Origin of the sequence: Calothrix sp. PCC 6303 (assembly GCF_000317435.1) — a bacterium.
In the GTDB taxonomy this organism is placed as follows: domain Bacteria; phylum Cyanobacteriota; class Cyanobacteriia; order Cyanobacteriales; family Nostocaceae; genus PCC-6303.
This window is the reverse complement of record NC_019751.1, coordinates 926815-950175: the sequence shown is the minus strand read 5'-3', so window position 1 is coordinate 950175 and position 23361 is coordinate 926815. Positions and strand designations below refer to the sequence as shown.

The window sequence follows — 23361 nt, the reverse complement described above, 5'->3', positions numbered from 1 at the left end:
GATTTGTGAGTCTATGTTTCACAACCTCAACGCAACTGTGTAAATCAAGCTCATCATTCCATTTCTTTGGTTCAAACCTAAATAATCTTGGTACAACAGCGTTTGTATAGTTGTGCAACGGGTTATTTCGACATCAAACAACACAATATTCAGCGGGAGATTATTATATGAAACTTGTCATCCATGGTAAAAATATCGAGATTACCGATGCAATCCGCGAATACGTTCATCAAAAAATAGAAAAAGCAGTTAGCCATTTCCAAACTTTAACAACAGAGGTAGATGTACACTTAAGTGTTGCCCGCAATAACCGGAGTCCGGTTCAAGCGGCAGAAGTAACAATTTATGCCAACAAAAATGTCATCCGTGCAGAAGAAAGTAGTGAAAATCTTTATGCCAGTATTGACTTAGTTGCGGATAAAATTTCCCGTCAGTTGAGGAAATATAAAGAAAGACTTCAAAACAAAAAAAATAATCTCGTTGAGAATGATATATCTGAGGTAGTCGAAGCTGAAATACCAATTGTGAACGATTTAATTGGTTCTCGGACTCCAGAACTTCCAGAAGAAGTAGTTCGCACTAAGTACTTTGCCATGTCACCCATGACAATTTCAGAAGCTTTAGAGCATCTACAATTAGTGGGGCATGATTTTTATATGTTCAATAATAGTGAAACTGGAGAAATTAACGTTATTTATGAACGTAACCATGGTGGTTATGGTGTGATTCAACCCCGGAAAAATACTAACGGTAATGGGCATAGTAATGGTAAAAATGGGAAAGCTAACCACCATAATTTAGTAATGTCGGAAAAGTTTCGCAAGTGAGAATCAGTAATCAGTTAACAGTTATTAGTTAGCTGGTGAGTGGAAACAAAAAACAAAGTAGAGATGTAGCAGTGCTACGTCTCTACAGTCTAGTTTCGCATATCCACTAATCCATCACTGCTAATACAGTTTTGGGAAGTAATTTATCTTTGAACCAGACAACTTTAGCAGGAACATCTTGGATTTTTACTCCCGCTTTATCCAAGTTCAATCTTTCGGAAATTGCCAGAATTAAATTACTACATTCTGCCCTTCTAACTTGGGAAAATTTCTTTTGTAAATATTCAGGTCGCCAATAACCTACTATTTCTAATAGATAGGTTCTTCCATCTGGATGTACGAGGCGAAAATCCGGAATCATCACACTACCAGGAATGGGAACTAAATCAACTTCCCTCTCTAATATCCAATCACTTTTGAGAGCATCCCACTTATCAGCAAAAGATGCTTCCAGCATACTATCATAGGGTTTACCGGGTGGATAGTGAGTAACTAGGCTACAATCGGCAGAATTGAGGGCAAAGCGTCCAGTTTTCCAAGTCCCGCTGAAAACATCCCGCACCTGCAAAGTTGCTGCTAAACTCCATTTGGTAACGTGCAGTAAGGCTGGAATTAATTTAGCGATCGCTAAACCATACCGAGTACTAGGATTGAATAAACTAACTGGACCATCAATGGTAATTGTAAACCCATGATCGGCATCACCTTCGATATATGCCATCAATTGGAATAATTTTAAGTAACGAAATAGTAACTTATATTCTCCAGGAACGTTACGGTGAGCATTTAAAATTAATTTACTGGCTTTGTAAAAAACTCCCTGAACTTGGGATAAATTATATCTATGAACTAAAGCTTCAGGTGTTGGTGTATCGAACACCATCAGAATTTTATTTTCTGATAAATCTGCATATAGTCCATGTTTAACTTGTTCGATTAATACTTCTTTTTCTAATTCCTTACTTAATTCGTCAGCAACCCTTTTTAAAGTAAATTGAGTAGTTTCTCGGTTAGATGGGGAGTTTGCAGCTAAGGCAAATACTCTTTCTCGTAAAAATTCTGGTTCAATAGGACTAACAACCTCAAAAGTACAAAAGCTGCTTTTGAGGATATAGGCTAAACCCCGTTTTATTTTATAGTCAGTGCTTTCACCTTCTAAATCTGAAAGTTTCTTTTCTAAATCTCCCTGGGTTTGGGAGACAGTTTCTTGAAAACAGCTAATTAATTCTGCTGCTAATTCTAAGGTTTTTGCCTCAATACTGAGACGTTTAGGAATTATCTGCTCACCATTTTGACGGTGAATCAATAAATCAGTTGGCAGCATGGGTAAAGAACCAGGTGTTTAATAAAGACTACCTGAAACTACAAAGAAAGCCCTAATCTATGACTAAATCATCAAAGCCCGTGACGAGGATTGAACTCGTGACCTCACCCTTACCAAGGGTGTGCTCTACCACTGAGCCACACGGGCATATTTAAAAATCGTGGAAGTGGGCCGAGCTGGATTTGAACCAGCGTAGGTCTCCCAGCAGATTTACAGTCTGCCGCCATTAACCACTCGGCCATCGACCCATTTGTTGTCCACGATTAATAATCCTATCACAAATATAAAAAAACGCAAGGGGTTTAGAAAATAAATATCTCGGCTCTGAAAAAACGGAGATCTGCCATGTATATGTTAAGTATTGTTAATACTCTTGCTTATTAAGAGTAATTATCAATAGACTAATTTCAACTTGAAAATAATTAGTAATAAATTTCAAGTTCCTAAAAAATTGTGGCGTTTACGATTTCCTTGATCGTAAATAGTAAGTACTTTTACAGGTGCAAATCTTGATTAATCAAGATTTGCCCGATTTTATATTGCAAAACTAAATTTTAGTTGAGTTACGCAATGTTTATATCCTAAAAGCACTTACCATTTCCAGTATTTAGCCCTAGATATCAGATGATTATTTATTGCAATAAGGAGAAAAGACTTACCAATGCAAACATATGACAATCCCAGAGTTAAGTATGGTTGGTGGGCTGGAAACTCACGTTTTGCCAACCTCTCAGGTTTATTTATTGGCGCTCATGTTGCCCAAGCAGCTTTAACAACTCTGTGGGCAGGAGCATTTACACTATTTGAAATCTCCCGCTACAATCCCGAAATCCCCATGGGAGAGCAGGGATTAATTCTGCTACCGCACCTAGCAACATTAGGATTTGGCATTGGTGATGGAGGTCAAGTTCTAGATACCTATCCATTCTTTGTCATTGGGATCCTGCATCTGATTTCATCAGGTGTTTTAGGTGCAGGTGCTTTGTTCCACACATTTAAAGCTCCTGCGAATTTGAAAGATATCAAAGGACGAGCTGCAAAGTTTCACTTTGAATGGAATGATCCAAAAAAACTTGGTTTTATTCTCGGACACCACTTACTTTTCCTTGGTGCAGGAGCATTATTGTTAGTGGGAAAAGCCATGTTTTGGGGAGGAATCTATGATGCCACAATTCATGCTGTGCGTCTTGTCAACAGTCCGACACTGAATCCCTTTGTCATCTACGGCTATCAAACCCATTTTGCTACTGTCAACAATCTAGAAGATTTAGTTGGTGGTCATATCTATGTGGGTGTGTTATTGATTGCTGGTGGAGTTTGGCACATCATTACACCACCACTTCCTTGGGCAAAGAAAGTATTAATCTTCTCTGGTGAAGCTATTCTGTCCTATTCATTGGGCGGAATTGCTCTAGCTGGATTTGTTGCTTCATATTTCTGTGCAGTCAATACCTTGGCTTATCCAGTGGAATTTTATGGTCAAGTATTGGAAGTCAAATTGGGAGTTTCACCATATTTTGCCGATACTATTCAGTTGGCAAATGGTGGACATACATCGCGGGCATGGTTAGCTAATACTCAGTTTTTCCTAGCATTTTTCTTCCTTCAAGGTCATCTGTGGCACGCTCTTCGAGCTATTGGTTTTGATTTTAAACGGGTTGAAAGAGCGCTCAATAGTGTGGAAGCAGAGGCCGAAACAACCTCATAACCTTATAGACGAATGGCTTGTATGGTTTGTAGTTGAGCTTTAGCCCTCATAGATTGGTTAAGTGCAATTACAAACCTTACACTCTGAGCTTAGTAGACTACTAGTTTTACTCACTTATTTGACAAATCCAGCAATTACGATTGTGGACTCATAAGGACATTGAACAGTGGCAATTTCTACAGATAGAACATTTGCAGCAAATACAAATTTTCCCTGGTTAGTGGGAAATGCTCGACTTACAAATTTATCAGGGCAATTATTAGGCGCTCATGTTGCCCATGCTGGTTTAATTATGTTTTGGGCGGGAATAACGACGGTTTCTGAAGTCTTAAACTATATTCCCAATGTTCCAATATATGAACAAGGCTTCACTTTATTACCTCACTTGGCAACATTAGGTTGGGGTGTTGGTAATAATGGCGAAGTGATTGATACATACCCCTATTTCGTGATTGGTATGTTGCATCTAGTGGCTTCAGCTGTGTTAGCTGCGGGTGGATTGTTCCATGTGTTTCGGAGTCCAAGTGTTTTATGTAGCGGTAATGGAATAGTTAGAAGATTTCACTATGAGTGGGATGATCCAAAACAATTGGGGTTGATTTTAGGACATCATTTGATTATTTTAGGTTTGGGTGCATTGCTATTAGTTGCCAAGGCGATGTTTTTTGGCGGAATATATGATACGCACAGTGCTGCTGTACGTCTGATCACTAATCCAACAGTGGAACCTAGTAGAATTTTTGGATATTTAGTTGGATTGAAAGATAGTCAATGGACGCTCTTAGGGATGGCGAGTGTTGATAATCTGGAAGATGTGATTGGTGGTCACATCTGGATTGCGGGAATGCTAATACTTGGAGGTATATGGCATATTCTTATACCTCCGTTTGGAATTATTAGAGCATTTTTACCCATCAAAAATGGTGAAGAGATTTTAAGCTATAGCCTATTAGGTTTATCTTTAATGGCTTTGATCTCATCTACTTTTTTTAGCTCTAATACAACAGTTTTCCCCATAGAGTTTTATGGTGTTGAACGTTTACTTGGTACGAATATTCAGTTCTTCCTCGGTTTGTTAGCACTTGTGGGATATTGCTGGCATTCTTGGCGTTCTCGACAAGTCAACGTTTAATTTGATTTACCTCTACCTTTAGCCTTGTAGCTTGTCATGCCTGCGGTTGAAAAATATCTGCGGGCATTTTTCTTAAAAATCTTTTGTATTAGTTTTGAGGATTAGTAATGTTAGCTCAATTATTTTGTGCTGCTTGTGCTTGGAGCATGACTATTTTAGCTGTTGTCAGTCTGATTAAATTATGGAACAAGGGAACAACACATGCTCAAATTATGCATAATATCCCTTGTTCTGGTTGTGATTTTTTTACAAACGATTACCGACTTAAATGTCCGGTTCATCCAATAAAAGCTTGTACCGAAGAGGCAATAGGATGCCGAGATTTTGAGGCAACGAGTCCTGTTTGTCCATGTAAAAAAACTTCCGGTAAAAATATTTTCAAGACTTTGATGACGAAAAACCCAATGTACTTTGGTTGAAGGGCTGAAGATTTATAGGTTTTCTCGGTTAGTTTTATTGGGTTTCCTTACGCTACAGGAGATTGCGATCGCTTGATAGCTAGAATCAGGTTTAGATATGCACAGATAAAATAAATATTCCTATTTTAGGTAATTTTTATGTAAATTATGGCTAAAGTTGGTATCAATTATCTGCAAATTGGGTAGTTTCTAAATAAATACCTCAGTTGCCCAAAAGATATTTACATATGAATTCGCCATGATAGAACTGCTTGCTGTACTTTCGGCTTCGGCAGCGGTGGGTATGAGAATAGCCCTACCAATGCTTGTAATTGGATTGTTTCAAGGAAATAATTTGTGGTCGCAGATGCCCATTTTATCCAAATTCTCGTCACCAATACTGCTATTTTTCTTAAGTAGTTGGTCATTGGTGGAACTATTTGCATCCAAACAAATGATCGGACAAAGGGTGCTACAGGTCGTTGAATTAATTCTAAGTCCTGTTGTCGGGGCAATTATGGGATTAATTTTTGCCAAAGCGACGGCAACTCCAGAATGGTTGGTAGCGATGGTTGGTGGTAGCTTTGCTTTTTTACTTCAGTTAGTGCAGGTTGGTTGGTTTTTTAGGTTACGTGGTTTACCACTTTGGGTTGTTTTTATTCAGGATTTTTTGTGCATTGTTTTAGTCATGTTTGCTTATGATGCCCCTTACCAAGGTGGTTTAATTGCTTTGCTATTGCTGTGGCTGGCAATTCGTAGCAGTAAATATTGGTATGACTGGTACAAAAAAGATCAATTTAAAAGTAGGAAGTGGAGAAAGATTGCGGAAGATAGAAATTAGGAATTAGGGTGTATCTACCGAAAAAATAGCAAATATAGGGAAATTTTGGATTCATATCTACAGATGAAAAGCATCTAAGCAGCAATTAGTTAAAACTCAGTGGTTGCGAGAACCGCATTTTTTTGTTCGGTTTCACAGGCAGAATTGAAATGGCTTTCCTGATAGATTAGATTTGTCAGCTACATAATTAGGAAAGTAGAAAATATTTATGAGTAATCTTTCCCATGGTGGTTTTGATGATTCTAAACCTACCATTGATGAAAATTCCTTTTGGCAGTACATCAGATCGCTGCATCCCCAAACGGTAAAGCAATTAAATAAACCCAGTTCAACTGATGTAGTGGAAACTATTAATTTAACCGTTGCCACCATATTAGATCATATATCTGATGATAGTTCTGACTCGCAAATCGTTACAAGTCATGATGAGTTGGGGATGCTGTTGGGTTCGGTGATGATTGATGGTTATTTTCTCCGGAATGCGGAACAACGAATGGAGTTAGATCATATTTTTCAAGAATTGGGAACGGGTGGAGAACAGGAATAAGACATCAAAATAGGGGTTGGAAGTTTTTAGCGATCGCATCATACCTAATTCCCTCATAAAATACTTTGGGTGTTGGCGGTTATTTGGAGACACAACAACGGAAAATCATATTATGAATGCTAAATGCGTTAATGTGACTAACTGAAAATATCACAGATAATATGAACATCCGTACTATTCCCACTACTCCTTTTACTGACCAAAAACCGGGTACTTCTGGGTTGCGTAAATCCGTAACTGCTTTTCAAAAGCCGAATTATCTCGAAAATTTCGTTCAATCGATTTTTGATACTATTGGTGATTGCCAAGGGAAAACTTTAGCCCTCGGTGGTGATGGTCGCTATTACAACCGTCAAGCCATTCAAATTATTTTGCGAATGGCGGCAGCAAATGGCTTTGCCCGTGTAAAAGTAGGTCATCGCGGCATTTTATCCACGCCTGCTACTTCCTGTATCATCCGTAAATACAACACCTTTGGCGGTATTATTCTTTCTGCTAGTCATAATCCTGGTGGAGTGAATGGTGATTTTGGGATTAAATACAACACCGAAAATGGTGGACCCGCACCAGAAAAAATCACGGAAGCTATTTTTGACCGCAGTAAGGTGATTGATAGCTATAAAACTATTGAAGCAAATGACATTAATTTAGACAAACTGGGTGAATCTCAATTAGATGAGATGGTTGTGGAGGTCATCGACTCGGTACATGATTACCAAGAGTTAATGGAGTCGTTGTTCGATTTTGACAAATTACAACAACTTTTAACTTCGGGCAACTTCCGGATGTGTATAGACTCAATGCACGCTGTTACAGGACCCTATGCTCAGGCAATTTTTGAGCAGCGGTTGGGTGCTGGTGCGGGAACTGTGAAAAATGGAGTTCCCCTGGAAGATTTCGGTGGTGGACATCCAGATCCAAATTTAGTATACGCGCACGACCTAGTAGAAATACTGTTTAGTAAATTTGCACCTGACTTTGGGGCGGCATCTGACGGCGATGGCGATCGCAATATGATTCTAGGGAATAATTTCTTTGTTACTCCCAGTGATAGCATTGCAATTTTGGCTGCAAATGCCAAGTTAGTACCGGGTTATGCCGGGGGAATTGCCGGAATTGCCCGTTCCATGCCCACCAGCCAAGCTGCTGACCGTGTTGCGGCTGCTATGGGTATTGATTGTTACGAAACTCCTACAGGTTGGAAGTTCTTTGGTAATCTCTTAGATGCTGGAAAAGCTACATTGTGCGGTGAAGAAAGCTTCGGTACAGGTTCTAATCATATCCGCGAAAAAGATGGATTGTGGGCAGTATTATTCTGGTTGAATATTGTGGCAGTACGTCAGCAATCGGTGGAGCAAATCGTTCGGGAACACTGGCAAATATATGGTCGTAATTACTACTCTCGTCATGACTATGAAGGTGTAGATTCAGAGCGGGCAAATACCCTAGTTCAGCTTGTACAATCAGCAATGCCAAGTCTGAAGGGCAAAAAGTTTGGTAATTATGAAGTTGCTTACTGTGATGATTTTAGCTACACCGACCCCATCGATCACAGCGTGAGTAATAATCAGGGGATTCGCATCGGTTTTGTGGATGGTTCGCGCATTGTCATGCGGCTTTCGGGTACAGGAACACAGGGTGCAACCTTGCGGGTTTACCTAGAAAGTTATGAAGCGGATGTAAGTAAGCAGGATATTGAAACTCAAACAGCGTTGGCTGATTTGATTGGGATTGCGGAAGAAATTGCTCAGATTAAAACTAATACAGGTATGGATAGACCTACCGTAATTACCTAATTCACCAGCCACGCGATCGCGCAGTTTCCCCTTCGCAAGGCTACGGTGTACACACAAGTATTGAATTCCCTAGATTTTCTATAATCCCACGCCCGCCAACGGTTTAAACCCACCGCAGTCGCTACAACGGGGGGTAGACGCGAAGCGCGCTGCTCCCTGTCTAATAGCTAAAGTCATCTACAAGATGACCGAATATTTTTGGTTTTTAGTCCATTTTAATGGACTTGTGCTGTGAGACTGGGATTTTCAATACCAGGCGGAGTGAGGGATTTACCGACTTGTGTATACACCGTAGCTTAGGAAGGGGGGGGTTAGCCATAAAACCAGATTGCGATGGCAAATATGTATAAGTCGGCAACTAAATTATTAAACTATGAGTCTTATTCGTTATGTAATTCGCTTTGTTCTATTAATACTTTGTATGGGTAAGAAGCTAAAAGCAACTGTGATTATAACTTCGATAGTATCAACTTATATTTTATTAGGGAAATTTCCCTACACAGAGCCACAGACATTAATTGGGATAACTGAAGGTGCAGATATAAACGTTCCATATAATCATAAATATGGCATTTTTGAATATGCATTCGCCAAAAACTATTATAAAAATGGAGAGATTATAGAAAGTCGCATCGAATCTTTTGATAATCTCAGATTTACGTTTTCTATCTTCAGCACAATTGGAGTTTGGGGGATAGCTGCACTAATAATTACTAATTTTTTTAGAGGAAATAAGGAAATCATAGATAGTGGCAAAATTTAACTACAAATTATCTCTTTCTCTCTTCCAGAAAATTTTTCTAATTTCCCTAACTACTGTGGCTACAGTGGTTATCATGCAACGTACTGCTGAATCTCAGACACCTAAAAAAAACTCGATTTCTCCTTTTTGCCAAACATTATCGGAGAAATTTAGTCCTTTTGGGGATATGGGGAATAGTCCCGATTTATATGCAGCATTAGAACAGGCGATGGCTAAAGGTGGGGATTTGAATCAACCCTGCGATATGTTTGGTGAAAAGTGGCTACCTCTCAACTTTTTGCTATCTACCAACGAAGTATTGGCTCAACGTTTAATTCAAACTGGGGTGAATGTGAATGCAAAGGATGGTAAGGGAGATACTCCCCTGCATTATTTAGGAGCATCAACAAAAAATGCCCAATTGCTGCTAAATAGAGGGGCAAAAGTGAATGTCCGCAACCAAAATGGTAGTACCCCACTGCACAATGTTTTTGGTCAAAAAACTGCTGCTGTCATCAAACTTTTAATTAATCAGGGTGCTGAAGTTAATGCTAGAGATCAGGAGCAAATGACACCCCTACATTTTGCTGGAAAAGCAGATATTACCGAGCTATTGATTCGCAGTGGTGCGGATATAAATGCCCGTAGCAATCAAAACTGGACACCACTGCACTACCGAGCATCGAACCTAGAAGTTGCCAAAAAACTCATCCAAGCAGGGGCAAACCTCACGATCCAAAATCGTGATGGGGCTGTGATTCACTCTAACTCTCTGGAACCAGCAGTGTTAAAACTATTGCTCGATCGGGGAGTAAATGTGAATCTACGCAATCGTCAGGGACAAACACCACTCCACGTTCATCGTTTCCAACCCGCTCTGGTGAAATTGCTGCTAGCTCGAAAAGCCCAAGTTAACCTGCGGGATGCTCAAGGTAGAACCCCTTTGCATGATGTCAATCTGGAAGTGGCTCAACAACTGGTGGCAGCTAAGGCAGATTTAAATGTTCAAGATAACTTAGGCAGAACACCTCTGCACCAAGCAGTATTGGAAGAACAAAGTTTTTTTGGATCAGAATTAGTCACACTATTTCTCAGTAAAAATGCCAGGTTTGACCTGAAAGATAAGCAAGGGAAAACCGCTTTAGACTTAGCTCGACAACTAAATAAAACCCAAATTATTAATTTGTTGGAGCGCCATATTGCCACGAAAAAATCCCCTGGTAGTGGAACAACTACAACCAAAGCAACCGTAAAACTCCAACAGTTACTCAATGCCAAAAACTGGAAGGCTGCTGATCAAGAAACCCGTCGTCTCCTATCCCCTCAAAAAGACCCCTACGGACCCAACGCTGCGAAAATACCTCTAAATTTAATTCAAGAGATTGATCGAGCTTGGTTAAAGGCTAGTGGTGGACGATTTGGATTTAGTGTCCAAGCCAAGATTTGGCAACAAGCAGTCAAAGCTCATCCGAAAAATTCCGAAAGGGCAGTCAATGCTTTTCGCGATCGCGTCGGTTGGAAACTCAAAGCTCCCCGTACCGAAAATGATTTTATTAGTAGTGACTGGCTGAATGAATCGGAACTTAATTATTCACTGCAAGCTGCTGCGGGACACTTACCCTGGGCTGGTGTTGCGGATGCACTTGTAGAGTCGGTTGCAATTCCCCCGCCAGGAGAACACTGTGGTAGCTGTAGCATTGATGCGATGTCCCTACGGTATGGGCGATTTTATACATATCTGCCCCAGCTTTTTGCACGGGTTAAAATGGCATTAAATGTTTCCGCACCGAAAAAATAATGTTCACCCCATAATTGGACATTTATTTTTCTGGAAGTCTCTTAAATTACTTAATTCAAAAAAATCCCCCAACCGAGATTTTCCTCAAGGTTGGGGGATTTTTTACCTAAACAACTAGTAATTGAAGTTAACCAAACTTACCAGCCGTGGAAGCAATTAGGAATGCTGCATAGGTGAGGACGTAACCCACAGCAAAGTGAGCTAAACCAACCAAACGAGCTTGAACGATGGAAAGCGCAACTGGCTTGTCTTTCCAACGAATTAAGTTAGCAAGGGGAGTACGTTCGTGTGCCCAAACTAGGGTTTCGATCAACTCTTGCCAATAACCACGCCAAGAGATCAGGAACATGAAACCAGTTGCCCAAACTAGGTGTCCGAAGAGGAACATCCAAGCCCAAACAGAGAGGTTGTTCATGCCGTATGGGTTGTAACCATTGATTAACTGTGCGGAGTTCGCCCAGAGATAATCTCGGAACCAGCCCATTAAGTAAGTGGAAGATTCGTTAAATTGAGCAACGTTACCTTGCCAAATACCCAGGTGTTTCCAATGCCAGTAGAATGTTACCCAACCGACAGTGTTTAACGACCAGAATAAAGCGAGGTAGAAGGAGTCCCAAGCGGAGATATCACAAGTACCGCCACGACCTGGACCATCGCAAGGGAATGCGTAGCCGAAGTCTTTTTTGTCTGGCATTAACTTAGAACCACGAGCATCCAAAGCACCTTTAACAAGTACTAAGGTGGTGGTGTGAATTGCCAATGCAAACGCGTGGTGTACCAAGAAGTCGCCAGGACCAATGGTCAAGAACAACGAATTGGTGGTGTTGTTGATTGCATCCAACCAGCCAGGTAGCCACACATCACCGTAGTTAGGGTAAGCTGTGTAAGCAATGCTGTCGGGGTTAGATAGCAAGGTTTCTAAGCCGTAAAGTACTTTACCGTGAGCAGCTTGGATGAATTGAGCAAATACTGGCTCAATTAATATTTGCTTTTCAGGAGTACCAAAAGCTACAACTACGTCGTTGTGAACGTACAAGCCTAGGGTGTGGAAACCTAAGAAGAGAGATACCCAGCTTAAGTGGGAGATGATCGCTTCTTTGTGCTTAAGTACGCGGTCAAGTACGTTGCCTTTGTTTTGCTCGGGGTCGTAGTCACGAACCCAGAAGATGGCGGCGTGGGCAAATGCGCCAGTCATCAAAAATACAGCAATGTATTGGTGGTGAGTGTACAACGCTGCCATTGTGGTGTAGTCCTTAGCAATAAATGCATAAGGAGGCATCGCGTACATGTGCTGTGCTACCAAAGAGCAAATGGTTCCCAAGGATGCGAGAGCCAAAGATAGTTGGAAGTGCAGCGAGTTGTTGATTGTGTCATACAACCCTTGGTGAGGCAAGTTGAACTGACCTTCACTCTTAGAACCTGGAACCAAACCAGATTTGGAGTTCAGCATTTCTTTGATGCTGTGTCCAATTCCAAAGTTTGTCCGGTACATGTGTCCAGCGATGATGAAGATGACTGCGATCGCTAAATGGTGGTGAGCCATGTCAGTCAACCACAGCGATTCAGTTTGGGGGTGGAAACCGCCCAAGAAGGTGAGAATCGCGGTACCTGAACCTGTGGAAGTACCAAATAGGTGCCCAGCAGTATCAGGGTTAGTTGCATACGCGCCCCAGTTACCTGTAAAGAAGGGGGTTAGACCTTCGGGGTGGGGAAGGGTGGTTAAGAAGTTGTCCCAGCCTACGTGTTGTCCACGAGATTCGGGAATAGCAACGTGTACTAAGTGACCAGTCCAAGCCAAGGAACTAACACCGAACAAACCTGCTAAGTGGTGATTTAAGCGGGGTTCTGCATTTTTGAACCAAGAAAGGCTGGGGCGGAACTTAGGTTGCAAATGTAACCAGCCTGCAAATAGCAACACCGCTGATAGGAGCAACAAACCGATAGAACCTGTGTAGAGGTCATTGTTTGTCCGCATCCCGATGGTGTACCACCAGTGGTAGACACCGGAGTAAGCGATATTTACAGGATTGCTAGCACCAGCTTGGGTGAAAGCTTCAATTGCTGGTTTACCGAAGTGAGGATCCCAAATCGCATGAGCGATGGGACGGATGTGCAATGGATCTTTAATCCACTGCTCAAAGTTGCCTTGCCAAGCTACGTGAAACAGGAGGCTGGATGCCCATAGGAAAATGATCGCCAAGTGACCAAAGTGAGTTGCAAAAATCTTTTGGTAAAGATTTTCTTCGGTCATTCCATCATGGCTTTCAAAGTCATTTCCCATAGCCATCGCATACCAGATCCGCCGAGTGGTCGGGTCTTGTGCGAGATCCTGGCTAAATTTTGGAAATTTTGTTGCCATTGGTTTTGATAAATCCTCTAACCTTTAGCCGCCATTTAATTCTAAACTTTCAATTTATTTGTGAGAACCTGGACGGAACGAAAACCGCTACCCCTAAGGGCTTGCCAGTTTACTGTCAACCGGGAAACCCGTGTACTGCAACTGGCTCACCGCCCACTTTCCACAAAATCGTCAATCTAAAACTAAAGACTGCTAGCCTACCGAAAGTATGTGCGCGTGGAAGAACGCCCATGTGGTGGCGATGCCTCCTAGGAGATAGTGTGCAACACCAACCGCACGACCTTGAGTGATGCTTAAAGCCCGTGGCTGGATAGCGGGTGCTACCTTCAGTTTATTGTGTGCCCAAACAATAGACTCAATTAATTCTTGCCAGTAGCCACGACCACTAAACAGGAACATTAAGCTGAATGCCCAAACAAAGTGTGCGCCCAAGAACATCAAACCATAGGCAGATAATGCACTGCCGTAGGAGTTGATAACTTGTGAAGCTTGCGCCCACAGGAAGTCTCGCAACCAACCATTGATGGTGATGGCACTTTGGGCAAAGTTACCACCAGTGATATGTGACACCACACCATCTGCGTCTACAGTTCCCCATACATCAGATTGCATTTTCCAGCTAAAGTGGAAAATTACGATTGACAAGGAGTTATACATCCAGAAGAGTCCGAGGAATACGTGATCCCAACCGGATACTTGACATGTACCGCCACGACCTGGACCATCGCAAGGGAAGCGGAAGCCTAAATTTGCCTTATCTGGGATGAGGCGTGAGCTGCGGGCGAAAAGTACGCCTTTAAGCAAAATCAAGACTGTAACGTGAATAGTAAATGCGTGGATGTGGTGAACCAAGAAATCAGCGGTACCCAAAGCGATGGGCATCATGGCAACTTTGCCGCCAACGGCAACTACACCACCACCGAAAGCATGGCTTACAACATTCATTGCATTTGGCGCTGTGTTACCAGGTGCAACGGTATGGAGACTTTGTACCCACTGTGCAAACACAGGCTGCAATTGAATTGCGCTATCCGAGAACATATCTTGAGGACGACCTAATGCGCGCATTGTGTCGTTGTGGATATAGAGTCCGAAGCTGTGGAAGCCTAGGAACATCGACACCCAGTTAAGGTGAGAGATAATTGCATCACGGTGACGAAGCACCCGATCCAACAAGTTGTTTTGGTTCACTACGGGGTCGTAATCCCGCACCATGAAGATGGCACCATGTGCTGCACCGCCAACGATTAGGAAACCGCCAATCCACATGTGATGGGTGAAGATACACAGTTGGGTTGCGTAGTCGGTTGCCAAGTAGGGATAAGGAGGCATCGCGTACATGTGTTGCGCGACGATGATGCTTAGTGATCCCATCATTGCTAGGTTAATTGCTAGCTGGGCGTGCCAAGAAGTGGTGAGAACTTCGTAAAGACCTTTGTGACCTTCTCCGGTGAAAGGTCCTTTGTGGTTCTCAAGGATTTCTTTGAGGCTGTGACCGATACCCCAATTGGTACGGTACATGTGTCCAGCAACAATAAACAGAACTGCGATCGCTAAATGGTGGTGAGCTATGTCAGTCATCCACAGACCACCAGTTACTGGGTTCAAACCACCTTTGAAGGTTAAGAAATCGGAGTATGTACCCCAATTCAATGTAAAGAAGGGGGTTAAACCGTTCACAAAACTTGGATAAAGCTCTGTCAATAAGTCTTTGTTCAGGATGAACTCATGGGGAAGTGGTACGTCTTTCAACGCTACACCTGCATCCAATAACTTATTGGTAGGATTGGAAACATGGATCAAGTGTCCTGTCCAACCCAAGGAACCACAACCTAGCAATACTGCCAAGTGGTGATTGAGCATGGATTCCGCGTTTTGGAACCATTCCAACTTGGGAGCGCGTTTGTGGTAGTGGAACCAGCCTGCAAATAGGAATAAGCCTGCTAATACCAAGCCGCCAATCGCGGTTACATATAGTTGGAAGGAATTGGTGATACCCCAACCACGCCAAACCTGGAATAGTCCAGACGTGATTTGAATACCGTGGAAGCCGCCGCCAACGTCACCATTTAAGATGCCTTGTCCCACGATGGGCCAAACAACTTGGGCGCTGGGTTTTACATTTAATGGGTCTGTTAACCAAGCTTCGTAGTTGGAAAACTTCGCTCCGTGGAAAATCATCCCACTCAGCCACAGGGTCACAACGGCTAGATGTCCGAAGTGGGCGGCGAAGATTTTGCGGGATATGTCTTCTAAATCGCTTGTATGTGTATCAAAATCATGGGCGAGGGCGTGAAGGTTCCAAATCCATGTGGTGGTTTTTGGTCCCTTAGCAAGGGTTCTGTCGAAGTGACCAGGTTTTCCCCATCTTTCAAATGAGGTTGGCACTGGGTCGTTATCAACGATTACTCTTGCTTTCTTCTCCTCTCGCTCCGGAGGACTAATTGTCATTCGACCTCCTCTCTTAAAAGGGATTGAGGAATTTATCAACGCCACATATAAGTTATGTCCACCTACATTGACTGTAGGCATCACAAAAAGCTTATGTGTGGAAAGTGCTTTACAGTTGAATTATAAAGTCATCCCCCCCACATAGTTATCTAGATTTTAACAATAATTAAAACTAGCCAAAAATCGCCGGATCTATTGTCAAATCTCGCCTTTATCCTCATGATAAACAGCCAAATGTCAATAGTTTTTGCATTTAATTTACAAAGGGAAACAATTCTTATAAATTATCGTTTGATACGTTTTTTTGAGTATAATCGCGGGCGAGAGTTTGCCCTTGAGTATTAGGAGTGATTTTAAGTCACAATATTCGTGATGCAGTATTACTGGAATGTATGGCTGGTGACGATGAAAAATCTAAGTAATCAAGGAACGTTTTTGAGGAATGCGCTAAAGTTAGGCTCAAAGTTGGTAATAGCGATCGCATTAATCCTCAACTTGGCTAGTTGTGGTGACAAAGCCACTAGTACCGAATCAAGTTATAGTCCCCGCAGCAATCCCCAATTAACCAACCAAATTTCCGAAGTTTCTCCACCAGTATTAATTCAAGAATTACGACGCAGCCTAGAAGCATATCAACCACAGGTGAAAATCCTTGCACCTAAAGCTGATGAAATCCTCTCAGAAGATAATTTAACCGTCAGTCTCCAAGTTAAAGATTTACCTATACACAAAGATTCCAAGCTGGAATTAGGTTCTCATTTAGATGTAATTCTCGATAATCAACCCTACACAGAGATATATGATCTAAATCAACCGCTAAAAATCACAAATTTATCTCCTGGAACTCACACTTTAAGGGTTTTCGCTTCTCGCCCTTGGAATGAAAGCTTCAAAAACGCAGATGCTTACGCACAAACGACATTTCACGTTTTTACAAAAACTGATGAAAATAACCCCAGTCCCAATCTACCGTTAATCACTTATAGTCCTTCCCAGGGTACCTACGGTGCAGAACCCATTCTCTTGGACTTTTACTTAACTAATGCTCCCCTCCAACTTACAGCTAAAAATGACCCCAAGAACACCTTGGGAGATTGGCGGATTCGTTGCACAATTAATGGTGAAAGTTTTATTCTCGATCGCTGGGAATCGGTTTACCTGAAAGGTTGGAAAGTAGGGAAAAACTGGGTTAAATTAGATTTCCTGGATGGACAGGGAAAACCCGTAAAAAACGTTTTTAATAACACTGCCAGGACTATAGTTTATCAACCTAACGGCAAGGATACACTCTCGAAAATTGTTCGCGGTGATACTTCCATTGAACAGGTTCGCAGCATTGTCGATCCTAACTATATAGCCAAAGAGCCAGTTCCCGAAAGCACCCCAATACCAGAGATAACTCCCATTCCTGAATTAGTTCCAATTCCAGAAGTTACTACCCAACCCTCAACTTCAAAACCCGAATTTGGCAAGTTACTACAACCTAAAGCTGTTAAAGAACCTCCAATTCAAACTCCAGAAATAATTCCAATTCCCGAAGTAGTGGCAACTCCTACTCCTGAAGTCACTAAACAACCAGAAGCGACAAAATCCAGGTTTGGAAAATACTTACAACCCAAAGCGGTTCAACAACCTGTCACACCAACTCCAGAAATAACTCCGACTTCTGAAGTGATTCCCACACCAGAAGAAATTCCAACTCCTGAAGTGATTCCCACACCACAAGTAACTAAACAAATAGAAAGCCAAAAATTCCGCTTGGGAAAATATTTCCAACCCAAAGCACCTCAACAACCTGTTACACCTAATCCAGAAATAATTCCGATTCCGGAAGTTATTGCTACACCTACACCTGAGTAAACAGAAAATATTAAGACAGACAGGACATAGTTTTTTCTGAATTATGTCTTGTCCAAACTTAATAAATTGCTCATAAATTCCTAATTCTGCCATACTCATCATGACCCCTCGTGTTCGCGCACCTGAATTTCCCAAAAATTACCCCTGGCTGAATACTGATAAACCTTTGTCACTTCAGCAACTCAGGGGTAGGGTTGTAATTTTAGATTTTTGGACTTACTGCTGTATTAATTGCCTACATGTGCTGCCAGATTTAAAGTATTTAGAGGAAAAATATGCAAATAGTTTGACTGTAATTGGTGTTCATAGTGCGAAATTTGACAATGAGAAAGAAATTGAGAATATCCGCCAAGCGATTCTCCGTTATGATATCGAACATCCAGTTTTAGTAGATAGTGGATTGCGAGTTTGGCAAAGTTATGCAGTTCGTGCTTACCCGACGATGATGGTGATTTCCCCCGATGGTTATGTGGTGGATTATTTTTCGGGTGAGGGGAAGAGGGAAATCTTGGATGAGTTAATTAATCAGTTGATTCAACAATATGAACAACAGGGAAGCATTAATTTTCAAAGGATTAAGTTAACTTTAGAAAAACAATCTCAACCATTACTTACACCCTTAGCATTTCCGGGTAAAGTTTTAGCAACTAGTGTGGGTTTATTTATTGCAGATACTGCACATCACCGGATTATTTGGACTAAATTCGACGGGGAAGTTCTGCAAATAATCGGTGTTGGTAAAGCTGGTTTTGTTGATGGTGATTTTGAAGCAGCTACATTTTCGACACCTCAAGGAATGACTTTTGATGAGGGAAACCAAATTCTTTATATTGCAGATACCGGAAATCATGCTTTACGGCAGGTAGATTTAGGAAATCAACTAGTTAGAACCATCGCAGGAACTGGTATACAAAGCCGGAATATTCGTCCCCATTGTGGTAAAGCTTTAGAAACACCATTAAATTCACCTTGGGATTTAGTGAAAATAAAGGGGAATTTGTGGATTGCGATCGCAGGTTCGCACCAACTATGGAAAATGGATTTAGAAACCCATCTCATCGGTACTTATACTGGTACTGGTGCGGAAGCTTGTTTTGATGGTGAACTCAGCGAGTCAGTTTTTGCCCAACCTAGTGGAATCACCAGTGACGGGGAAAACTTGTATATTGCCGATAGCGAAGTTAGTACCATTCGCAGCGTCGGAATCGGAGAATCTGCACAAGTCAAAAGTATCTGCGGTGGTGAAGACTTATATTTGTTTGGAGATAAAGATGGAATAGGTACAGAAGTACGTTTGCAACATTGTTTAGGAATTGAGTATATAGATAACTCACTTTGGATTGCCGATACCTATAATCACAAAATTAAGTTAGTTGATTCTCAAAGCCGTAATTGTCAGACAATATTGGGAGATACTCAATCAGGATTTATCGACGCTAAAGGAACAGATGCACGTTTTTTTGAACCCTCTGGTTTAAGTTATTGGGATTCCTATCTATATATTGCTGACACCAACAATCATGCAATTCGTAAAGTCAATTTAAGCACTTTAGAAGTGACAACCATGGAACTTCCAGGTTTATGTCCTCCCGGAATTTGCATTCCCCCCCCTCTAATTCAAAATCATCGCAGCTAATCATACAATCTCTCAAAAACTCTGCGAAACTCTGCGTTATAAAATATTCATCATTCACTTGTACGAAGTCGATTAACCCACTATGAACCCTATATATCACATTACTGAACGTCAAGCCTGGGAAAACGCCAAAGTTACAGGAAGTTACTCCGCAGACAGCTTAAAAACTGAAGGATTCATACATTGTTCAACTCTGTCACAAGTAGCAGCCTCTGCCAATAGATTTTTTAAAAACCAAAGTGATTTGGTTATTCTTCATATTGATCCTAACAAGGTTAAGCCAGAAATTAGGAATGAATTAGCAAACAATGGCGAATTATTTCCTCACATATACGGGGAACTAAATACCGATGCCGTGTTTAAAGTTGTAGATTTGGAAGTAGATGAAGAAGGATTATTTAAATTACCGGATGAGATGTGAACCTTTCAGTCATTAACTAATAATTGCTTTTAGAAGCAGTAATCTTGTTTAGATAATTGCTCTAGTCATAAGTTTGAAGACTGAGAGTGAACGGTTATTTTTTAATTAGTATTAGTAAAAATGCCCAAAAATCATGAATAAATAAATATCCCCACAACTTGGTTCCGACTTGACAAGAACTTGCCATAGCTGTAACCGAGTGTGGGGGAATTTTTAGTATTTTGTGTTTTCGTGGCAAATGTTATGGGTAATAAGTGGTTTAAAACTTACTCATCACCTGAAAGTTTATGCAACTTTGGACTAACTTCTGGTTGATTATTATGACATTGCTTGAATGACATAATCAAAGAAGGGTGCAGCTTTAGCAGCATCGTCACGGCTAAGGAGTTGAAGTGAGGCTGCTTTTAGGCAGCCGATAGCTTCTACCATTCCTGGTACGGGTACTCCTAAGGAATTGTACATTTCTCGTACACCGATTAAACCGATGGACTCAATTGGTTCTTTATCACCAGCAAGTACACCGTAGGTAATTAGGCGTAAGTACCATCCATAGTCACGCACACACAAAGCACGCTGACGTTCACCATAGGCGTTTCCACCAGGTGAAATAAAGTCAGGACGCTTTTGCCACAGTTGTTTGGTGGCTTCTTGAACAATTTTTTTCTCATTTTCAGCAAGGGTGGCAACGATACGCATCCGTTGTTCACCTGTTTTCAAAAAATCATTGATGCTTTTGAGTTCGCCGCTACTAGGGTAGCGGAGTTCGTCGTCGGACTTGAGAATAACTTGGCTTACTACAGTCATGATTAATGCAATTGCATAAATATATTTGCTAGTTTAGCGAGTCTTGTAGGCACAAGGGAAGCACTAAGAGCTGTTATGTATTGAATTTATACGTTTACAACGGTGAGAAGAGAATTAGGGGTACAGAATGTGAGTTGATGGGTTATGGAGGAAAAGGCAACAAGAGGGGGATGTTAACTGAGGAGGCTTTGGAGTAGAAGGAAAAATTGCTGCTGCATGTTCCACTCCCCTCCATTTTTTGACTTCGCTTAGTGAACATAGCCGGGGTATTCTCAGTAGGGGTATAACTCACTTTGAATATTAAGGGACGTTAACAATTATCTGATATCGATTCAAAAAATGTTTCCAACATATTCCGAATATGAGACGCAATATATTGTGTCTCTACAAAATTCCTCTGTCGAGTTCTTCTGTTAACCAACTCTAGATTAATCTTCAATTCTCAACTTAACTAATCAAAATCTCAAACTTTATGACTAATTGGCACCAAGGTGAATTAATCGAAGTGGAAATTTCCGACTTAAGTGATACCGGGGATGGTGTAGGACGTACATCTGAACGGGTGGTTTTTGTGGCTGATGCTGTGCCAGGCGATCGCATTCTCGCACGACTGCTATATGTAAAGCCAAATTATGCTCAAGCTAAGTTACAAGAAATTCTCCAGCCATCACCACACCGGGTGCGACCAAGTTGTATTGTGGCTGATAAGTGTGGCGGGTGTCAGTGGCAACATGTGGATTATGAATATCAAACTATTGCCAAGCGGAATCAGGTTATTCAAGCTTTGGAACGGATTGGTGGTTTTGTGGCACCAGATGTGAAGCCAATGTTGCTAGCTGGGGATGCTTTGGGTTATCGCAATAAGGCTACTTATCCCATTGGAAAGTCTATTGCGGGGAAGGTGGTGGCTGGCTATTACCAGAAGGGTAGCCATCAAATTGTGAATTTAAATCAGTGTCCTGTGCAGGATGAGCGTTTAAATATTTTGTTGCGCGAAGTTAAACAAGATATTCAAAAACAACGGTGGCAGCCTTATGACGAGAAGACTCACACCGGGTTAATTCGTCATTTGGGCTTGCGAATTGGTCGCCGCACAGGTGAAATTTTATTAACTTTAGTAGTTAAAGATCCTAGAATACCAGAAATTGAGACAATTGCACAAGAGTGGTTAGACCGCTATCCCCCACTTGTGGGAGTGATGTTAAACCGGAATAGTGATCGCACTAATTCTATCTTTGGACGGGAAACTCGTTGCATCGCTGGCAAGCCTTTTTTACGGGAAGAGTTTGCCGGATTACAGTTCCAAGTGCGAGGAGAAACCTTTTTTCAGGTTTATACAGAAATAGCGGAGGCTTTATTGCAACAAATTCAGTCGGAATTGAGTCTTAAAGGGGATGAGGTTCTTCTCGATGCTTATTGTGGCATTGGAACTCTCAGTTTACCGCTGGCAAAACAAGTTAAACAGGTGATTGGCTTGGAATTACAACCGGAAGCAGTAGAACAGGCAAAACAAAATGCTCAATTAAATGGCATTAGCAACGCTGAGTTTTATGCTGGTTCAGTGGAAGAATTACTTCCCAAGATAGATGTGTTGCCCGACATTGTAATTTTAGACCCTCCGCGCAAAGGATGCGATCGCACCGTAATTACAACCCTACTAAAAGCCAAACCCAAACAAATTGTTTATGTTAGCTGCAAAGTTTCCACCCTAGCCCGTGACCTCAAACTACTTTGTCAAGATGGAACTTACACTTTAACCACCATTCAACCAGCAGATTTCTTTCCCCAAACTGCACATGTGGAAGCTGCTGCTTTCCTTGTGCTATCACATTAAGAAGGTAATTTGCAAGCAATAACACAAAAACTCACATTTGATATTTGTAGCTTATTGCATAGTAAAAATGCTAAAATTGAATTAAGCTGAATGTATGAATCTTTTTGATTTAATAAACTAAAGTTGCATCTTCTCTTGTTCTTGCAAGCAAATTTACCAAAATGGCGAAATGGCAGATAAATGACTATCACAAGACTCTAGAAACAGTTAAGCATCTACTACATTGGTAATCGCCCAAGTCAACATAATCTGACCGTTTTGTAAAGTAAACAGTTCGATAGCATCCCAAGAGAAAATGCTCCCTAGCATTCTCAAAATACAGTATTTAAAACTTAAGTTTGAAGGCGATACGACCACCTCAATTTTGATCAGGGTGCCTATGACACCAGACTGATGTCTAGCCAACTCTGAAAGCTACGGGGTTTTCCTAGTGATTACTATCTCGCTTCGTCCAGTTGGACGCAACTGGGGCACAATTAGTTTTGCCTCAACTCTCTACCTCTGCCCAATCCTAGATTTATTGTTGACAGATATCCCTCTAAAATTACAGGGGGAACTGCGTTTAGGACTTCAAGAAGCCCTTGTAAATGCAGCCAAACATGGCAACAATTTAGATCCAAGTAAAAAAGTAATAGTTCGTTTTTCACTAATAGATAATCAGTACTGGTGGATAATATCAGATCAGGGCTGTGGATTTAATCCCACATTCATTTACGAAACTGATAACACTGAATATCTACCACCAGATGAAGCCGAAAATGGTCGGGGAATGTCAATTCTTCACCAAATTTTTGATCAAGTTGAGTGGAATAAAAAAGGTACAGAATTAAGGCTTTGTAAGCAATTACAAAATCGAGCAAGATTGTCTTTAAAAAAATAAGTG

The 23361-nt window shown here is 41.4% G+C and carries 18 protein-coding genes and 2 tRNA genes; 14 read left to right on the top strand and 6 right to left on the bottom strand.

Features of this window, described 5'->3' with window-relative positions; translation table 11 throughout:
* The first annotated feature begins 167 nt into the window (after window positions 1–167).
* Window positions 168–827, top strand: a complete 660-nt coding sequence (hpf, locus tag CAL6303_RS03910; RefSeq protein WP_015196526.1) for a ribosome hibernation-promoting factor, HPF/YfiA family — start codon at window positions 168–170, stop codon at window positions 825–827.
* A 106-nt stretch (window positions 828–933) separates the two neighbouring features.
* Here hpf and CAL6303_RS03905 read toward each other — a convergent pair whose 3' ends face one another.
* The 3 genes from CAL6303_RS03905 to CAL6303_RS03895 all read right to left on the bottom strand — a co-directional run bounded on the left by CAL6303_RS03905 (window position 934) and on the right by CAL6303_RS03895 (window position 2399).
* A complete protein-coding gene (locus CAL6303_RS03905) occupies window positions 934–2151 on the bottom strand; it encodes a DUF790 family protein (RefSeq protein WP_015196525.1) in 1218 nt (405 codons plus the stop codon).
* Between the two features lie 75 nt (window positions 2152–2226).
* A tRNA-Thr gene (locus CAL6303_RS03900) sits at window positions 2227–2298 on the bottom strand.
* A gap of 20 nt (window positions 2299–2318) precedes the next feature.
* Window positions 2319–2399: transfer RNA gene (locus tag CAL6303_RS03895), tRNA-Tyr, on the bottom strand.
* A gap of 413 nt (window positions 2400–2812) precedes the next feature.
* Here CAL6303_RS03895 and CAL6303_RS03890 point away from each other — a divergent pair.
* From CAL6303_RS03890 to CAL6303_RS03855, 8 genes are all read left to right on the top strand, one after another.
* Window positions 2813–3859, top strand: coding sequence for a chlorophyll a/b binding light-harvesting protein (locus CAL6303_RS03890; RefSeq protein WP_015196524.1), 1047 nt, complete (start codon window positions 2813–2815; stop codon window positions 3857–3859).
* 166 nt (window positions 3860–4025) lie between these two features.
* Entirely contained in the window at window positions 4026–4991 is a 966-nt protein-coding gene (locus CAL6303_RS03885; protein ID WP_015196523.1) for a chlorophyll a/b-binding light-harvesting protein, read from the top strand.
* A gap of 107 nt (window positions 4992–5098) precedes the next feature.
* Window positions 5099–5410, top strand: coding sequence for a hypothetical protein (locus CAL6303_RS03880; RefSeq protein WP_015196522.1), 312 nt, complete (start codon window positions 5099–5101; stop codon window positions 5408–5410).
* A gap of 238 nt (window positions 5411–5648) precedes the next feature.
* A complete protein-coding gene (locus CAL6303_RS03875) occupies window positions 5649–6230 on the top strand; it encodes a DUF4126 domain-containing protein (protein ID WP_015196521.1) in 582 nt (193 codons plus the stop codon).
* A gap of 208 nt (window positions 6231–6438) precedes the next feature.
* Entirely contained in the window at window positions 6439–6777 is a 339-nt protein-coding gene (locus CAL6303_RS03870) for a DUF760 domain-containing protein (RefSeq protein WP_015196520.1), read from the top strand.
* Window positions 6778–6938: 161 nt separating this feature from the next.
* Window positions 6939–8573, top strand: coding sequence for an alpha-D-glucose phosphate-specific phosphoglucomutase (locus CAL6303_RS03865; protein WP_015196519.1), 1635 nt, complete (start codon window positions 6939–6941; stop codon window positions 8571–8573).
* Window positions 8574–8946: 373 nt separating this feature from the next.
* Window positions 8947–9336 carry a hypothetical protein gene (locus CAL6303_RS03860; RefSeq protein WP_015196518.1) on the top strand — a complete coding sequence of 130 codons (390 nt, stop codon included), beginning with the start codon at window positions 8947–8949 and terminating at the stop codon, window positions 9334–9336.
* A 55-nt stretch (window positions 9337–9391) separates the two neighbouring features.
* Window positions 9392–11113 carry an ankyrin repeat domain-containing protein gene (locus CAL6303_RS03855; protein WP_238993770.1) on the top strand — a complete coding sequence of 574 codons (1722 nt, stop codon included), beginning with the start codon at window positions 9392–9394 and terminating at the stop codon, window positions 11111–11113.
* Window positions 11114–11240: 127 nt separating this feature from the next.
* Here the strand turns inward: CAL6303_RS03855 and psaB are convergent, their stop codons facing one another.
* Both psaB and psaA read right to left on the bottom strand, forming a co-directional pair.
* The gene (gene psaB / locus CAL6303_RS03850) at window positions 11241–13472 is read right to left on the bottom strand and encodes a photosystem I core protein PsaB (protein ID WP_015196516.1); all 2232 of its coding nucleotides are present in this window, start codon (window positions 13470–13472) and stop codon (window positions 11241–11243) included.
* A 192-nt stretch (window positions 13473–13664) separates the two neighbouring features.
* Window positions 13665–15923, bottom strand: a complete 2259-nt coding sequence (gene psaA / locus CAL6303_RS03845; RefSeq protein ID WP_015196515.1) for a photosystem I core protein PsaA — start codon at window positions 15921–15923, stop codon at window positions 13665–13667.
* A 372-nt stretch (window positions 15924–16295) separates the two neighbouring features.
* Here psaA and CAL6303_RS03840 point away from each other — a divergent pair, with 372 nt between their 5' ends.
* From CAL6303_RS03840 to CAL6303_RS03830, 3 genes are all read left to right on the top strand, one after another.
* Window positions 16296–17783 (top strand): hypothetical protein, encoded by a 1488-nt coding sequence (locus CAL6303_RS03840; RefSeq protein WP_238993769.1) that lies wholly within the window; start codon window positions 16296–16298, stop codon window positions 17781–17783.
* A gap of 100 nt (window positions 17784–17883) precedes the next feature.
* Entirely contained in the window at window positions 17884–19419 is a 1536-nt protein-coding gene (locus tag CAL6303_RS03835) for a thioredoxin-like domain-containing protein (RefSeq protein WP_015196513.1), read from the top strand.
* An 82-nt stretch (window positions 19420–19501) separates the two neighbouring features.
* Window positions 19502–19840 (top strand): DUF952 domain-containing protein, encoded by a 339-nt coding sequence (locus tag CAL6303_RS03830; RefSeq protein ID WP_015196512.1) that lies wholly within the window; start codon window positions 19502–19504, stop codon window positions 19838–19840.
* Between the two features lie 318 nt (window positions 19841–20158).
* On the opposite strand, the gene CAL6303_RS03825 is transcribed toward CAL6303_RS03830, so the two are convergent.
* Window positions 20159–20644, bottom strand: coding sequence for an allophycocyanin subunit alpha-B (locus tag CAL6303_RS03825; RefSeq protein ID WP_015196511.1), 486 nt, complete (start codon window positions 20642–20644; stop codon window positions 20159–20161).
* A 472-nt stretch (window positions 20645–21116) separates the two neighbouring features.
* Here CAL6303_RS03825 and rlmD point away from each other — a divergent pair, with 472 nt between their 5' ends.
* Together rlmD and CAL6303_RS03815 are read left to right on the top strand one after the other, a co-directional pair.
* Window positions 21117–22478: a 23S rRNA (uracil(1939)-C(5))-methyltransferase RlmD gene (gene rlmD, locus CAL6303_RS03820; protein ID WP_015196510.1), complete on the top strand. Its 1362-nt coding sequence runs from the start codon at window positions 21117–21119 to the stop codon at window positions 22476–22478.
* A 430-nt stretch (window positions 22479–22908) separates the two neighbouring features.
* Window positions 22909–23358: an ATP-binding protein gene (locus CAL6303_RS03815; protein WP_015196509.1), complete on the top strand. Its 450-nt coding sequence runs from the start codon at window positions 22909–22911 to the stop codon at window positions 23356–23358.
* Window positions 23359–23361: the final 3 nt, after the last annotated feature.

What these genes read in the sequence shown, in the direction of transcription:
- hpf (WP_015196526.1), top strand. Translation starts at nt 168, where the DNA reads ATGAAACTTGTCATCCATGGTAAAAATATCGAGATTACCGATGCAATC.
- CAL6303_RS03905 (WP_015196525.1), bottom strand. Translation starts at nt 2,151, where the DNA reads ATGCTGCCAACTGATTTATTGATTCACCGTCAAAATGGTGAGCAGATA.
- CAL6303_RS03890 (WP_015196524.1), top strand. Translation starts at nt 2,813, where the DNA reads ATGCAAACATATGACAATCCCAGAGTTAAGTATGGTTGGTGGGCTGGA.
- CAL6303_RS03880 (WP_015196522.1), top strand. Translation starts at nt 5,099, where the DNA reads ATGTTAGCTCAATTATTTTGTGCTGCTTGTGCTTGGAGCATGACTATT.
- CAL6303_RS03875 (WP_015196521.1), top strand. Translation starts at nt 5,649, where the DNA reads ATGATAGAACTGCTTGCTGTACTTTCGGCTTCGGCAGCGGTGGGTATG.
- CAL6303_RS03870 (WP_015196520.1), top strand. Translation starts at nt 6,439, where the DNA reads ATGAGTAATCTTTCCCATGGTGGTTTTGATGATTCTAAACCTACCATT.
- CAL6303_RS03865 (WP_015196519.1), top strand. Translation starts at nt 6,939, where the DNA reads ATGAACATCCGTACTATTCCCACTACTCCTTTTACTGACCAAAAACCG.
- CAL6303_RS03860 (WP_015196518.1), top strand. Translation starts at nt 8,947, where the DNA reads ATGAGTCTTATTCGTTATGTAATTCGCTTTGTTCTATTAATACTTTGT.
- psaB (WP_015196516.1), bottom strand. Translation starts at nt 13,472, where the DNA reads ATGGCAACAAAATTTCCAAAATTTAGCCAGGATCTCGCACAAGACCCG.
- psaA (WP_015196515.1), bottom strand. Translation starts at nt 15,923, where the DNA reads ATGACAATTAGTCCTCCGGAGCGAGAGGAGAAGAAAGCAAGAGTAATC.
- CAL6303_RS03840 (WP_238993769.1), top strand. Translation starts at nt 16,296, where the DNA reads ATGCAGTATTACTGGAATGTATGGCTGGTGACGATGAAAAATCTAAGT.
- CAL6303_RS03835 (WP_015196513.1), top strand. Translation starts at nt 17,884, where the DNA reads ATGACCCCTCGTGTTCGCGCACCTGAATTTCCCAAAAATTACCCCTGG.
- CAL6303_RS03830 (WP_015196512.1), top strand. Translation starts at nt 19,502, where the DNA reads ATGAACCCTATATATCACATTACTGAACGTCAAGCCTGGGAAAACGCC.
- CAL6303_RS03825 (WP_015196511.1), bottom strand. Translation starts at nt 20,644, where the DNA reads ATGACTGTAGTAAGCCAAGTTATTCTCAAGTCCGACGACGAACTCCGC.
- rlmD (WP_015196510.1), top strand. Translation starts at nt 21,117, where the DNA reads ATGACTAATTGGCACCAAGGTGAATTAATCGAAGTGGAAATTTCCGAC.